At 57.2% G+C, this 13,986-nt stretch carries 11 protein-coding genes; 5 read left to right on the top strand and 6 right to left on the bottom strand.

What is annotated here, in order from left to right; genetic code table 11:
• Positions 1–262: 262 nt before the first annotated feature.
• On the top strand, positions 263–631 hold the full coding sequence (locus DIT71_RS11330) for a histone-like nucleoid-structuring protein, MvaT/MvaU family (protein ID WP_114613304.1): 369 nt from the start codon (positions 263–265) through the stop codon (positions 629–631).
• A gap of 52 nt (positions 632–683) precedes the next feature.
• Here DIT71_RS11330 and DIT71_RS11325 read toward each other — a convergent pair whose 3' ends face one another.
• Together DIT71_RS11325 and DIT71_RS11320 are read right to left on the bottom strand one after the other, a co-directional pair.
• Positions 684–1,649, bottom strand: a complete 966-nt coding sequence (locus DIT71_RS11325; RefSeq protein ID WP_114613303.1) for a GGDEF domain-containing protein — start codon at positions 1,647–1,649, stop codon at positions 684–686.
• A gap of 2 nt (positions 1,650–1,651) precedes the next feature.
• The gene (locus tag DIT71_RS11320) at positions 1,652–2,677 is read right to left on the bottom strand and encodes a response regulator (RefSeq protein WP_114613302.1); all 1,026 of its coding nucleotides are present in this window, start codon (positions 2,675–2,677) and stop codon (positions 1,652–1,654) included.
• An 87-nt stretch (positions 2,678–2,764) separates the two neighbouring features.
• Here DIT71_RS11320 and sbcB point away from each other — a divergent pair, with 87 nt between their 5' ends.
• The gene (sbcB, locus tag DIT71_RS11315) at positions 2,765–4,210 is read left to right on the top strand and encodes an exodeoxyribonuclease I (RefSeq protein ID WP_114613301.1); all 1,446 of its coding nucleotides are present in this window, start codon (positions 2,765–2,767) and stop codon (positions 4,208–4,210) included.
• Between the two features lie 60 nt (positions 4,211–4,270).
• On the opposite strand, the gene DIT71_RS11310 is transcribed toward sbcB, so the two are convergent.
• Positions 4,271–7,024, bottom strand: a complete 2,754-nt coding sequence (locus DIT71_RS11310) for a DEAD/DEAH box helicase (RefSeq protein ID WP_114613300.1) — start codon at positions 7,022–7,024, stop codon at positions 4,271–4,273.
• Positions 6,907–7,401 carry an SWIM zinc finger family protein gene (locus DIT71_RS18545; RefSeq protein ID WP_227538078.1) on the bottom strand — a complete coding sequence of 165 codons (495 nt, stop codon included), beginning with the start codon at positions 7,399–7,401 and terminating at the stop codon, positions 6,907–6,909. Before DIT71_RS18545 ends, DIT71_RS11310 begins: the two co-directional genes overlap by 118 nt.
• Here DIT71_RS18545 and DIT71_RS18190 point away from each other — a divergent pair.
• From DIT71_RS18190 to DIT71_RS11295, 3 genes are all read left to right on the top strand, one after another.
• On the top strand, positions 7,291–7,581 hold the full coding sequence (locus DIT71_RS18190) for a hypothetical protein (protein ID WP_227538079.1): 291 nt from the start codon (positions 7,291–7,293) through the stop codon (positions 7,579–7,581). The two genes, DIT71_RS18545 and DIT71_RS18190, sit on opposite strands and share 111 nt — an antisense overlap.
• Positions 7,582–7,721: 140 nt before the next feature.
• Positions 7,722–9,056 (top strand): IS200/IS605 family accessory protein TnpB-related protein, encoded by a 1,335-nt coding sequence (locus tag DIT71_RS11300; protein ID WP_114613298.1) that lies wholly within the window; start codon positions 7,722–7,724, stop codon positions 9,054–9,056.
• 157 nt (positions 9,057–9,213) lie between these two features.
• On the top strand, positions 9,214–9,855 hold the full coding sequence (locus DIT71_RS11295) for a Fic family protein (RefSeq protein ID WP_227538068.1): 642 nt from the start codon (positions 9,214–9,216) through the stop codon (positions 9,853–9,855).
• Positions 9,856–9,925: 70 nt separating this feature from the next.
• Here the strand turns inward: DIT71_RS11295 and DIT71_RS11290 are convergent, their stop codons facing one another.
• Positions 9,926–11,923: a tetratricopeptide repeat protein gene (locus DIT71_RS11290; RefSeq protein WP_114613296.1), complete on the bottom strand. Its 1,998-nt coding sequence runs from the start codon at positions 11,921–11,923 to the stop codon at positions 9,926–9,928.
• 362 nt (positions 11,924–12,285) lie between these two features.
• The gene (locus DIT71_RS18405) at positions 12,286–13,749 is read right to left on the bottom strand and encodes a flagellin (RefSeq protein WP_114613295.1); all 1,464 of its coding nucleotides are present in this window, start codon (positions 13,747–13,749) and stop codon (positions 12,286–12,288) included.
• Between the last annotated feature and the right edge of the window lie 237 nt (positions 13,750–13,986).

The following is a 13,986-nucleotide window of genomic DNA, read 5'->3' as shown; positions in this document are numbered from 1 at the left end:
AACGTTCTTCTGCTGAACTGAGGGAATATTTGAAAGACAATGGCGTGTTGTTTGATCTGAAAGGTGTATTGCCTTTGGGCGAGGCCGACTTGCGATTGTAACTCCGATTGTTGATTTAAATATAACCAGCCTGCGGGCTGGTTTTTTTATGGATGATTATTTTGTGAACCAATTATTTTGCCATGCATCGATTTATCGATTATTATCGGTTTTGACTTTTCGGTCATTTCAATTGCAGTGAATTTAATAAGGTTTTAATTCCATGGCAAAGATTAACGATTACTACCAAAAAAAACAGCTTATGGAAAAGCTATCTGAAGAACTGGCGAATCTGGAACAGGACCAGGCTTTGAAGAGTGAGCTTGAGTTTGAAAACAAAGTTCGCGAATTGATGAAGCAGTACGATAAGTCGCCGAAAGACGTTCTTCAGATTCTGGGCGCGATTGATCCGTCCATTGCGGGTGCGAAGGCAGATACCACAGGTGGCAGCCGGCCGATGCGGCCGATGAAGACTTATAAGAACCCGCACACCGGTGAAGTAGTTCAGACCCGTGGTGGTAATCACAAGGTTCTGAATGAGTGGCGGAAGAAGCACGGGAAAGAGACTGTGCAGAGTTGGCAGCAGGATTGATCGGGTTTTAGCTTTACCGGTAGTGTCGGATTACGGCTTCGCCTAATCCGGCCTACGGCTCCTCTGCGGACACCACCACGCGATTTCTCCCTCCTTCCTTCGCCGCGTACAACGCCTCATCCGCCTGCTGCAACCATTGCATGTGATTCTCCGGCCCTTCGGTTAACGGCGCGATGCCGATGCTGACGGTGTACTGGATGGGTGCGGTGGTGGTTTGCACCGGGGTGTTCTGAATGGCCTCGCGGATACGTTCGCAGATGATGCGGGCGCCCTCGGCGTCGGTTTCCGGCAGGATGATGCCGAACTCTTCGCCGCCGTAGCGCCCCAGGCTGTCGGATTGGCGCAGGCTGTCCCGCACCACGTTGGCGGCGTGTTTGATCACTTCGTCACCGGCCAGGTGGCCATGGGTGTCGTTCACGGGTTTGAAGTGGTCGATGTCGAGCATCACCAGGCAGGTCGGGTGGCCGTAGCGGCGGTGGCGTTCGAACTCCGCGTCGATGAGGTTTTCCCAGGTGCCGCGGTTGAGTAGGCCGGTGAGACGGTCGGTCATGCTCAGTTTGGCCAGCTGTTCGTTGGCTCTTTCCAGGGCCCGTTTATTGGTGGCGATGTCGGTGACGTCGTAGACCATCAGGCAGATTTTATCGACTTTCCCGTCCAGCCCGGCAAGAGGGCTGATGGTGAGGTTCTGGTACATGTAGTCTTCGGTACCGGTGATCGGACGGGTGCTGCGAAAACGGAACAGGTAAGGACGCTGCTCCCACGATGTGAAGGCCCGGGTATTGAGCATCGCCACGGAGTCCACCTTGCGGGTCAGCCAGGCTTTGGGAATGTCCTGGAACACGTCAAACAGAACCTGATCACGGATTTTGCTGGCGGTAATGCCGCTGTGGTGTTCCATGAAGCCGTTCCAGATCTGCACGCGAAAATCCAGATCCATCACCACCAGGCCTACCTCTATTGATTCCAGCATGTCGAACAGCCAGTGAAAGGTGCTCGCGTCTGTTTCGTTCGTTGCCATGATTAATCCACCAGGTACTGCAGGCGTTGTTCAAGAAAGGGGACGGAATCTTCGGTAAACAGTACCAGCATGTCGCAACTGATGTCCCGGTTCTCCACTTCGTAGCTGATTTCAATGCACAGCAGTTTTTCCTGTCGCACACTGTGGTGTTCCAGCAGGTCGCCGATTTGCCTGTGCTGGCCCAGCACAGTGGGATGACCAAGGCCGAGCTTGAGGTCCAGCTGATCGCCGATGGCCTTGAGGAAAGCGCCAAACAGAATGCTGGACATGTCCATCAGTACCTCCACCTGGATGTTGTCGGCGTCCAGGTCGTCGTAGTGAAGCAGTTCGGCCATGTCGTCGACGCTGGCATCGGCGAACAGCAGCAGCGCCTCGCCGGCGATGCCGGACCCGGTGAATCCCTGGCACACGGCGGAATACTTGCTGTCGTCCTCGGCGGCGGAGATGGCCATGCTGAGCTCCGAGCGGGCAATCATTTCCACCCGGGGGATGGGCTGCTTCACGAAGACTTTCAGCAGCCTCGCCAGCAGATCCGATGAGCGGCCCATGGCGACGTTGGCAATCTCCTGCAGGTACTCGTTCAGGTTGGCGCTGGTTTCGCTGGCGGCTGGCCCTGCATGCCACTGGTCCGCTTTTTTGGTGACCGGTGCCAGATCCTCCGGGCCCAGAAAGCCGTAGTCCTGCAGCAGCGTGTTTACCAGATCGGTGTCTGTGGGCTTTTTGATGAAGTCGATGGCGCCCAGTTTGCGCACCCGTGCCCGCGCCTCGGGCTGAATGTCGCCGGAGACCACAATCGTCAGCACTGGCAGATCTTCGCTCAGCACCGCCTCCAGCACCTGGTAGCCGTCCATTTCCGGCATGTTAAGATCGAGGAACATCAGCTCGGCGACGCCTGCGCGGAGCTTTGTCAGGGCGTCGTGGCCATCCACGGCGAAGGTGACGTCGGCGTTCCAGTTGGCGGGCAGGGCGCGGGCCATTTGCTTGCGAGCGAGGGAGGAGTCGTCGCAGATCAGAACGCGGGTGGTCATGGGTGCTCCATTACTTATTTGCGCCAGTATACTTCTGCTAGACTTCGCTGCAACTTCCTTGACGATTGCGCGCAGGAGCAGTGAACTGTGATCCGTTCTTTCTACTGGCATGATTATGAAACCTTCGGTGTCGACCCGATACACGATCGCCCCTCCCAGTTTGCCGGTGTGCGCACCGATATCGACCTGAATATCATTGAAGACCCGCTGATCATATACTGCGCGCCCGCGGACGATTACGTGCCGTCACCGGAAGCCTGCCTGATTACCGGCATCACGCCGCAGGCGGCTCTGGGAAACGGTTTTCCTGAGGCGGAGTTCATCAGCCAGATCAACGAGGCCTTCAGCCAGCCCGGCACCTGTGCCGTGGGCTACAACAGCCTGCGCTTCGATGACGAGGTCACCCGCCACACCCTCTACCGTAACTTGCGCGACCCCTATGCCCGGGAATGGCAGAACGGCAATTCCCGCTGGGACATCATCGACATGGTGCGGCTGACCTACGCCCTGCGGCCGGAAGGCATCGTCTGGCCCAAGAAAGAAGACGGCAGCCCCAGTTTCAAGCTGGAGCACCTCACCGCCGCCAACGGCATTGCCCACGAAGCGGCTCACGATGCCATGTCAGACGTGGAAGCCACTATTGCTGTTGCCAGGCTGATCAAGGAAAAGCAGCCCAAGCTGTTCGACTTCGTGCTGCAGAACAAGGATAAACATTCCGCCCGCGCCATGCTGGATACCGCCAACATGAAGCCGGTGTTCCACATCTCCGCCAAGTACCCGGCTACCCGGGGCTGCTGCGCGATGGTGGCGCCTTTGGCGGATCATCCCACCAATAAGAACCTGGTGATTGTCTACGATTTGCGGGAAGACCCCAGCGAACTCATCCACGCTACCTCCGAGCAGATCCGCGAGCGGGTGTTTACTTCCCAGGCGGATCTCGGGGAGGGCACAAGCCGCTTTCCCCTCAAAGGCGTGCAGTTGAACAAGTGCCCGGTGCTGGCCCCCGCGACCATGCTCAAGTCACTGTCCCCGGAACGGCTGGCGGCGCTGGAACTGGACGGCGAAAAACTGCGGCAACACCTGGCCATCCTCCGCCAGGCCCCGGACCTTCCAGCAAGAATCGCCCAGGCCTTCGACCAACCCCATGAAGGCGACCTGACCGACCCGGATGAACAGCTCTATGCGGGTGGGTTTATCAGCAAGAAAGATCGTGAGCAGCTTGACTGGCTGTTGCGCCAACCGGTGGAGACCCTGGGGGAGCAAGAGATGCAATTCGAGGATGAGCGATTGGATGAGATGCTGTTCCGATACCGAGCGAGGAATTATCCCAAAACGCTGATGGGTGAGGAGATGGAGCGCTGGGAACAATTCCGCAGCCAGCGCCTGATGAACCCCAAAAAAGGTTGGCGGTCACTGGAGGCCTTTGCCAAGGAATTGCAACGGCTCGCGTCGGATCCGGAACTGACGCCGGAGAAGCGACATGTTCTGGAGGAGTTGCATTTGTATGGGGAGTCTTTGATTCCTTATGTGTAGCGAATTTACGGTCAGACTTCCAGACATTTCACGCTGCCAAAGGACCGGGGTCTGACCCTACTACTTCTCGAAAAGCACCTTAATATCCTCGGCCGTTAGCGCTGAGCCAAAGGTGTCCGAATTGCCGTAAAGACCATCAGCCAGCTGGCTTTTGCGTGCCTGCAAGGCCTGTATGCGCTCTTCCACGGTGCCCTCGGCAATCAGGCGATAAACGAACACCGGTTTGTCCTGACCAATACGCCAGGCGCGGTCGGTGGCTTGCTGCTCTACCGCAGGGTTCCACCAGGGATCGTAGTGGATGACGCAGTCGGCGGCCGTGAGGTTGAGGCCAGTGCCGCCGGCTTTAAGGCTGATTAGAAACACCGGGCTGTCGCCGTTCTGGAAGCGCTTGACGGGAGTGGCGCGGTCGCGGGTCTGGCCGGTGAGTTTTTCGAAGGGGATACCTGAAGCCTCCAGTACTTTTTCGATCAGCGCGAGCATGCTGGTGAACTGGGAGAACAGGATGATTCTGCGGCCTTCTTCCAGTAATTCAGTGATCATCCCCAGCAGGTATTCCAGTTTGGCAGAGCTGGCGTTCGTATCGCTGCGCAGCAGGGCCGGGTGGCAGCAGATTTGCCGGAGTTTAAGCAGGGCGTCGAGGATGTCGATTTGGCTGCGGGCCGCGCCTTTTTCGGCGAGCAATTGGCGAATGCGTTGGTCCATGCTGGCTCGCACGGTTTCGTAGAGATCCCGCTGTTCCCGGTTCAGGTCTACGTGGCGGATGATTTCGGTTTTGTGTGGCAATTCCGGGGTTACCTGGTCTTTGGTGCGTCGAAGCATGAAGGGGCGCACACGGCGACTGAGTTCTGCCTGGCGGTTAGAGTCGCCGGTTTCCTCGATGGGCTTGCGGTAGGCTTCCCGGAAGCTTTTCTGATCGCCCAGGTAACCGGGTAGCACCAGGTCAAACAGGGACCAGAGTTCGCCGAGGTGGTTTTCCATGGGTGTCCCCGTCAAAGCGATGCGGTTTTCAGCGGGTAGCTTGCGGGCGGCTTTGGCCAGAGTGGTGCCCGGGTTTTTCAGGTACTGGGCTTCGTCGAAGAAGGCAAAACTGTAGACCTGAGACTTGTGTTGTTCGATGTCGCGAGGCAGCAAAGGATAACTGGTGATGACCAGGTCGGCCTCCTGAATCTGCCCGAACAGCGGTTTGCGGCGGTTGCCGTATATGACCAGTCGCTTCAGGCCCGGGGTGAACTTTTGGGCTTCGGACTCCCAGTTGGCGATCAGGGTGGTTGGACACACGACCAGGGCTGGCGCAATGAGCCGCCCGGCGGATTTTTCTTCCATTACGCAGGCCAGGGTTTGCAAGGTCTTACCCAGGCCCATGTCATCGGCCAGGATGCCGCCAAGGCCGAATTCCCGCAGAAATTGCAGCCAGTTCAGGCCCTCCTGCTGGTAATGCCGCAGGTCAGCTTGAAGGTCTTTGGGCGGGGTGATGGGGCGCAGAGCCTGAAAGTCGGTGAGCTTTTCGCTCAGGGCCCGGATGTCGTCACTGGTATCCCAGTTCGCCCTGGTGTGGCCCATCACTTGGGCGGCGTCCAGCCTCGGTAACCTGAGTTTGTTCGTTTTGCGGCCCACCAAACTGAGCAGGATTTGCGCCAGTGGCTTTATGCGGTCAGAAGGCACACGAATCAGGGTTTCGCTGTTATGCAGCCAAAGGGTTTCAGGGAGGTTCTCGGCTGAAAAATGCGCCTCAAAGGACTGCTCGGACAAATAAGCCAGCGCTTGCTGCAACAGTGGAATCAGGTCGATCGTGTTGCCGTTGTAGTCAATGCCCACCTCGACATCAAACCAGCCAAGCTGGTCATCATCCGGGCGCAGGCGGCCCTGGATCTGGTCTACATCAACCACCGGCAGATCGAAGCTGGCATCCATCTCGATCTGCCAGCCCTCGGCATGTAGTTGGGGCAGCTGGTAGGCGATGAAGTCGAGCCATGCTTCGCAGCTTGGCAGGGTGAAGTCCATCAGGGCAGAGCCCGGTAGCTGGGGTACAAAGGCCTCACCAAACTGATCGGCTAGAATACCGGCAAACTGAAAACCGGGCAGGCCGGAATGCAGGAAGTCGGCTTCCTGGTCTTCATCCCGAATGATCAGTACCGGGCCTTCCGGAGTTTGCTGAAGTACCCGGGGCTCCTGTTCGGCGTAGGCCACCTGATAGTCCTGATAGTTAAACAGGAGTCGCGCAAGCAACATGGGCGTCTGCGTATCGGGGTCAGGATAATGGATGCTGTAGAGTTGCAGTATTGGCGTCGGGTGAGGCTCGATAACCTCCGGAGCCTGGAACGATTCCGGTAACGGCGCACCGGCTTTTTCCAGCAAGGGGGTGAGGTCTGGCAGGGCCTCCTGCAACTGTTCATCGGTTAACGGCGGACACTCTTCCAGCAGCTTGCTGATCTCAGGAGAGAGACTGTTTCGAACCGGCCCGATGCGATGTTCCTCAGAATCCAGATACTGCGGCGGGGCAGTGTTCAGGATCGCCACCTGAGGTGGTAATTCCTTGCGGACCAGTTGCCAGTGTTGGTCGCCAGCCAGCCGCTGCCATTCATAACCGGTTTCCATGCCCGGCCCCGGTTGCAATGGTGGGTTGCTGGTGGATTCCACGAACAGCCGACCGGTTGCCAGGGCGGCCTCCAGGAAATGGGCACCTGTTGTCCCCTCTATCAAAGGTTCCATGCGATACGTTGTGGGGCAGGCATTAAGCCAGGTGAGCGGCGCGATATCGTTGTCCTGAAGGTATTTCGGACGATCATATTCCAGATTCGGGCGACTCCAGGCCATGCTGCTGGAACCCTTGGAGAACCCCCCGGTTTTCCGTGGCCGGACCTTGCGAACGGAAACCGAGAGACGCCGAGATCGTGTTTTGGTATTAAGAATATAAACCAAGCGCTCTTGGGTGGCCGGCGCTGAACGCGAGCTGGTTGCCGAGGCAATTCGTTCCAGCCAGGTTTCAGCGGTGTGCTCCGGTATTTTTCCCGGTAGCTTTGTGTTTTCTGCTCATCGACCTGTGACTGTTCGTAATTGGACTGCAGGATCACCGCCACCGCATGCTTGCAACGAAAGCTGACGGGGCAGCTGCAGAAGGTATCGACTTTATGGGGCAAGTATCGATCGAACCGGACTTCCGTGCGGTAAGTCTGGTAATGACTGCCAGCCACATCGGCCTGGAACACCTGAATGCTCATGCCTTTAACGTCGACAGTCAGGTTCTGCACACGGTTCTGGGCAAAATAACGCTTGCCCCGCTGCAGGGTGTTGGTGTCAAAAATCAGCGAGAGGGTGTGTTGGTCGATGAGCATGGCGGAGGGTTTCAGCGTAGCCAGAAAGAGGCACGCTAACTGAAATTTGCACCCGGCTCAATGTTAGGCAACGCCCAGCTTTGAACAAAGCGCCGCCGCATTCGACGACTAAATTCTTCGAATGAGTCGCTAGTTAAGGCGGCTTGTCTTCTGATCTGTTTATTTATACAGTATCCTGCATGACGATTATCCGTTCCGATCGACTCCGTATTCACGCCGACAGTGCGGCCCAGCGCCACGCGCTGGGCGAGACGTTGGCGCTGTATCGTCGGTTGGTGCGAGACCTGATGACGGTGGCGCTCACGCATTGGCCGTCGGTTGGCCCCGCCAAGGGTAATGAGGTGGTGGCTATAATCGAAGGCCTAATTCATCCCACCGCGAAGCGTCCGAGCGTCCGGTATCGGTACTTCCAGAAGCGATACTACAAATTCCCCTCCTACCTGCGGCGGGTGGCCATCATGGACGCGGTTGGCCAGGTCCGATCGTTCATGAGTCGCTATGGCGACTGGCTCGATGGCCAGCGCCGGCACCCGCATTCGCGGCCGCCGAAGCTGACTGCCAGCACCAACACGTTTCCAAGTCTGTACGGCGGCCAGTGCATCAAGCTCAACGAAGACGCCACGCAGGCGTTTATCAAAGTGCGGTACCGCAATGACTGGCTTTGGATGAGCTTTCGATTATCCGGAAAACTCCGCTATCGTGGTCGCGGAACCGCCAAGTCCCCGTTGTTGACCTTTAACGGCAGACAGTGGGGCTTGTCGCTGCCGGAGCAGTTCACACCGGCAGCACCGGTCAGGACACCGAAACGTGTCCTGGCCGTGGATGTGGGCATCAACACCGCAGCCACCTGGGCCGTCGTCGATGATCAAGGCACTGTCCACGCCCGGGGTTTCCTCCGGCGCAGTGATAAAGACCGGGAGCATCGACTGATGCAACGCATCCGATCCAGGGCGCGCAAACACACGCGCCACGGCAGCCGGATGCCAGCCGGCTTTTGTGCGCGGGGTCACCAGCGCCTCAAGCGGCTGGCGGATAACCAGGCGCACCAGATCAGTCGGAAACTGGTGAATCTGGCTTTAACCAACCACTGTGAGGCGGTGGTGGCTGAAAACCTGAAAGGGTGGCGCCCGACAGCCGGTCGCAAACGCTCCCCAATGAAAGCTCGCTTCCATCGCTGGTTTCATCGGATGCTGGTAGACCGGATTCAGAGTAAGGCCCGGGAAGCCGGACTTCGTTCGGTGCTGGTCTATGCTCGCGGTACCAGCTCCCAGGCCTTCGATGGCTCCGGTCCCGTCAAGCGGGATACGACGAACTATAGCCTGTGTGCGTTCAGCACGGGCAAACGCTACCACGCCGACCTGAACGCGGCCTATAACATCGCGGCACGAGGGTTGGTCTATTTTCAGGGCGGTCGGCGTAAGCCGGCGGCCCGTGCGGGTCAGCCGAAGTCTGCCTGCACACCGGGGATCCCGGTGACGCTCTCCTCGCTTTGGCAAACCGCCAACGCCGCGTGAGAATGATCAGAATCCGCGACTCGATTCTTCGAATGAGTCGCCGGAGGGTTCAGTTTAGTTGTTATACTTCGCCAAAACACTGTTCGCACCCGGAGTTACTATGTCCAAAGCCACCGATACCCACTGGGCAATGCCGCCTAATCGCGACAGGGCACTGATGCTGGCGCAGAGAGAGGTGTCGGTTTTTGTTTACGACGCGGTTCGCCTTGAAGGCATAAACTTTACCCTGCCAGAGGTTCAGACACTGCTGCAGGGCGTTACGGTTGGCGGTCACAAGCTTAGTGATCAGCAGATCGCCGTGAATCAAGGTGAAGCCTGGAAGCTGCTTTTTCAGATGATTCAGGGGCATCGGTTTGCGCTGACCAAAGCTTGCGCCGAAGCTTTGCACAGCGTGGCCGCCAAGGAGGAGGCTTTAGAGTGGGGGACTTTTCGTTCAGGTTCTGTCCTGATAGCCGGTACTGACTACGAACCTCCGGCTCCGAGTAGGCTTGTGCAGTTGTTTCAACAGATGGTTGAAAGTCTAAGCGGGATGGAGGACATCTATGATCAAGCCATCCATGTGTTTCTCACCATGGCCCGTTGCCAGTTTTTTTATGACGTGAACAAGCGTATGGGCCGGTTCATGATGAATGGCCATTTGCTGAACCGCGGCTACCCGGCGATCAACCTTCCCGCCTCACGGCAATTGGAGTTCAATGAATTGATGTTGGCATTTTACGAATCCGGTGACGAGGAGCCGATGAACCGGTTTGTGCGGAGTTGTCTTGAAGCCCGTGTGATCAGAATTATGAAGGAATAAAAGCTGTGGTCAGATCCTCGGACATTTCACTCTGCCAAATGTCCGAGGGTCTGACCCCAAGTTGTTACTCTCACCGCCGCCGCTGAAAATAAACACTCAGCCCTTGCCCCATCAGACTCTGCACCTCACTCCCCAGCGCCTCCGCCTGAATCTGCTGCTGAACGGGCTTTGTAGCCAGGCTGTGGCCGTCGGTATCTCTTGCTTTGACCAGCTTCCATTCCACCTCGTTACTCACCATCGCCATCAGTTCCTTCAGCTGTCCGGCATCCTGCTCACAGAACCAGCGGTCCCGGCAGCCACCGAGGCCGTAGAAGTCGGCTTCTGACAGCAGCGATTGCCACATCGGGTCCTGACGGTTGGTCAGTACCATTTTGCGAAGCTGGCGCAGTGCGGTGCGGGTGGGTTTAAGGGTGTGCTGGGCGATCAGGCGGCGGATCTGTTGGTCGCCGTCGGTCTGTTCGTTAACGGCGGTGTGCATATGCACCACGGCGCCATTACCGGTAGCGGAGCTGACCAGGGCTGCCAGGGAAACGTCGGTCATTTTCGCCGAGGGCAGGCGACCGATTTCGATCCAGTGGACTTTGTGATCATCGGCCACGAACCGCTGGGCGATGGACCAGGGCCAGAACACGATGTTGTCGATGTCCATTTCGCCGGCCAGGCGCGTGGCTTTGGCGATGTTGGCCAACGACTCGTCCACGGCGATCACTTCCACGTCTTTCAGGTAGTGGGCCAGTTCCATGGCACGCTGGCCGGACTGGGCGCCGCACACCATGATGCGCAAAGTGTCGGGCAGTTGCTCGGTGTTCATGCCCAGTTCCGTGGCCATGGTGGTTTTCAGGCTGGTTTCGGCGCGGTAGGCGAGTTTGGTCCAGTTGGGCCAGGCCTGGGGTACGTCGGTTTTCTCCAGGCACAGTTCTTCGGCTTTTTCTTCGAAGTTCTGCTTGATGGCTTCTTCCGAGGCGCGGTTGTAGTAGCTGGCGGCCATCACCGGTTGCAGGGCGACGGGCCAGTCCACCAGGTTCCAGCGGCCAAGTTGCACGGCGAACGCCTGGTGAAACAGGGCGCCGTACATGGCACTGATGATCAGCGAGCCGATCATGCCGTCCTGTTCCTCACCCATGGCCAGCTGCGCGACGATGCTGTCGTTAATGGTCGAGATCAGGCGCTCTTCGTCGTCTTCGGCGGTCAGGGCATAGCCGGTGCGGTCTGCGTAAATGGCCAAGGCCAGTGCCAGGGGCTGGAGCTCGTCTCGCAGCTCCACGGTTTGTGCCACCTCGGCAATAACGGCGCGGCGCAGCAGGGTGGCCAGTTCCTCGACCGCCGGGTCCGGCATCAGGGTTTTTTCCAGGGCCAGGATCAGCAGCTCGTCTTCGCAGGCGGCGTCCAGGTCAACCTCGGCGTTCGGGTTTTCCAGGTCGTATTGCTGGCGGACGATGGCAGCGACGAAGCGGCCGATTTCCTGATGGGGCAGACCGTTGTGGCGAAGCAGGAGAATGGCATCGCGGGCCAGTTTTGAATCGGCTTTCTGCACGTTCAGGTGCTCGGCGCAGGTCAGCATGCCGCTGTAGATGGACGGCCATTCCAGTCCTGTTTCCAGCAGTTTGCGGTAATGCAGGTAAGCCACATCAAACTGGCCCTGTAAGCGCTTGGCATGGGCGACTCCACAGAAAGCGGCGGCGGATTGCCGGTCGAGCTCCAAGGCCTGGATGAAATACTGCTCGGCCAGGGCCGGGCGTTCTGACTTGGTGGCCCAGTAGCCGAGGTTAATAAACTGCTGTGGTTGCGCCGGATCCCGGCTCAGGCTGTCGGTGAACAGGGTGTGTGCCTTCTCCAGCGCCCCGTCGTCCAATTCCACGCGCCCCAGCAAGCCCAGCGCAGGCGCGTTGCCCGGCTCCTGCGCCAGGATCTCGCTCAGATAACCCCGGCATTCGTGCCGCGCCTTGATGCGCTGAACCAGCGACACAGGGCTGTTGGACTCGCCATAGGCCAAATTCGCCTGCAGCAGAAGCCGCGCGATATGAGCTTTTTGTGCCTCGGTGGCGTGGATGTTGTGCTGTGCTTGCATGGGACACCTCATATAACCCGCCGCGGCAATCAGGCGGCAATGGTCTGCAGTTGTTTTGACGTTTTGCAGTGCTTTAGAAGAGAGTTAGCGAAAGGCGTGCCAGTTTGCTGGTAGGTCGCATTAGCTGAGGGCGTAATCTGGAATGCAAGGACTGATGGCTAAGGGGGCTGGCCCGGATGTGGGACTACATTTCTTTGGAAAAAGAACTCGCTGCGCTCAGACACCTTTTTCTGGCAGAAAAGGTAGCCCCACCCCCGGGCCGATTCGAACGCCTGTGCTGGATGAAAACCAACAGAAAATCCCAAAACAAAACAGCCGGACTCAAAGCCCGGCTGTTTTTTTCATTTATTTCAGATCGATACCTAGCCCTGCAACAACTGCAACACCTGCTGCGGTCTAGCGTTCGCCTGGGCCAGTACGGACAGTCCGGCCTGCTGGAGAACCTGAGTTCGGGCCAGTTCGGCGGATTCGGCGGCGAAGTCAGCGTCGCGGATTCGGCTGTTGGAGGCCGAGAGGTTTTCTGAGGTTGTTGCCAGGTTGGCAATGGTGGATTCGAAGCGGTTTTGTACTGCACCGAGCTCGGCGCGATAGCCGTTAATTTTATCGATGGCGTAGTCAAGAGTGATCATTGCCTGGTCGGCACCGTCTGGAGTGGAAATATCAGTATCATTGAGTGATAAGGTGTCGTCGGCCGCGGTAAAGGTGTCTACCAGGTTTATTTCATTGGTCAGGGGATCACCGTCGAGATCAGCTTTTATATCGACCTCAATATCGCCACCAAATTGAGACGAGAAAATGATTTCTTTGTTGGTTCTGTCCAGACTGGCCTCGACGCCCGTCTCGTTGGACTGGGCATTGATTTTGCCCACAAGGTCGTTCAGTGAGGTAATATCGTTGGCAGAGAAAGTCACCCCATTTATATCGAAATCGACGGCAGTTTCTTGATTAGTGTCGAAGTAAGCTGCCAAGTCACCGCCCGCAGCATTTAGGCTTTGAGCGAAGTCTGGGTTGTTGGTACTGTCAGCGTCCTGCAAGTCGAGCTTGACAGGTACTGTCTCGCCCGAAGCGTTAGTAAATACAAGAGTATCGTTGGCAGCATTGGCGGAAATAGTGATGTCGCTGCTCGAAAGCTCGCTATTTAGAGCAGACGCTAAACCAGTGATATTGGTCGGACTCGCAGTGGTACCGCTATATTCAGTGCCGTCAACCGAAAAGGTGTAGTTAATAGCGCCACCGTAATTTAGGTCGAGCTTATCAGTTTCAGTTTGCAGGGGAACGGTCTTTCCGGCAAAGTCGTCGGTCTTTCCCAAGGTCGCCCCCAACTGACTCCCCCGGGAATCCAGTCCACTAATCCCAATCGTTTCACCCGTATTAGCACCCACTTGGAATGTCTGCGTGCCGAATGTTCCATCCAGCACCTTCAAACCGTTGAACGAAGTCTGGCTGGCAATCCTGTTGATTTCCTCTATGCGCTGCTGCACTTCCTGGTTCAATGCCTGGCGGTCGGAGATGCTGTTGGTGGCGTTGGCCGACTGGACTGCTAACTCACGAATACGCTGCAAGTTATTCGTAATTTCGTCCATGGCGCCTTCGGCAGTCTGTGCCAAAGAAATGCCATCGTTGGCATTGCGCTGTGCCTGGTTCAGACCTGAAATCTGAGACTGGAAGCGCTCGGAAATGGCCAGGCCGGCCGCATCGTCTTTGGCAGAGTTGATGCGCAAACCGGACGACAATCTTTCCAGCGCCTGATTGGCATCACCCTGTGAAGCATTGAGGTTTCGCTGAGCATTCAGCGAAGCAATGTTGGTATTAATGACCTGAGGCATATCTATTCTCCCTGCTCAGAGGCGCCGGAAGCCTGGTGTCTGATTCTGAAAAGGCACCATTACCGGCTGAAATTCGTTAAATTGCCGTTTTTCAGGGTAATAAGCGAAGGGTGTGCCAGGTTTCTGGGTTTTGATTTAGGTCTCTGGTTCTAAAACAATTTTTAGTTCACGTCTCTTAACTAACAGAGTTTGGGTGCCGAAAAGCTGCCAGGTCGGAGGGAAATGATTTGCCGGTTT

This window comes from Marinobacter vulgaris (assembly GCF_003344045.1).
Classification (GTDB): domain Bacteria; phylum Pseudomonadota; class Gammaproteobacteria; order Pseudomonadales; family Oleiphilaceae; genus Marinobacter; species Marinobacter vulgaris.
The sequence above is the reverse complement of the archived record's forward strand: the minus strand, read 5'-3'. Positions and strand labels throughout refer to the sequence as shown.

Excerpts from the sequence above, each read along its gene's own strand:
- DIT71_RS11330 (WP_114613304.1), top strand. The coding sequence starts at position 263 with ATGGCAAAGATTAACGATTACTACCAAAAAAAACAGCTTATGGAAAAG.
- DIT71_RS11325 (WP_114613303.1), bottom strand. The coding sequence starts at position 1,649 with ATGGCAACGAACGAAACAGACGCGAGCACCTTTCACTGGCTGTTCGAC.
- DIT71_RS11320 (WP_114613302.1), bottom strand. The coding sequence starts at position 2,677 with ATGACCACCCGCGTTCTGATCTGCGACGACTCCTCCCTCGCTCGCAAG.
- DIT71_RS11310 (WP_114613300.1), bottom strand. The coding sequence starts at position 7,024 with ATGGCCTGGAGTCGCCCGAATCTGGAATATGATCGTCCGAAATACCTT.
- DIT71_RS18190 (WP_227538079.1), top strand. The coding sequence starts at position 7,291 with ATGCTTGCAACGAAAGCTGACGGGGCAGCTGCAGAAGGTATCGACTTT.
- DIT71_RS11300 (WP_114613298.1), top strand. The coding sequence starts at position 7,722 with ATGACGATTATCCGTTCCGATCGACTCCGTATTCACGCCGACAGTGCG.
- DIT71_RS11295 (WP_227538068.1), top strand. The coding sequence starts at position 9,214 with ATGCTGGCGCAGAGAGAGGTGTCGGTTTTTGTTTACGACGCGGTTCGC.
- DIT71_RS11290 (WP_114613296.1), bottom strand. The coding sequence starts at position 11,923 with ATGCAAGCACAGCACAACATCCACGCCACCGAGGCACAAAAAGCTCAT.
- DIT71_RS18405 (WP_114613295.1), bottom strand. The coding sequence starts at position 13,749 with ATGCCTCAGGTCATTAATACCAACATTGCTTCGCTGAATGCTCAGCGA.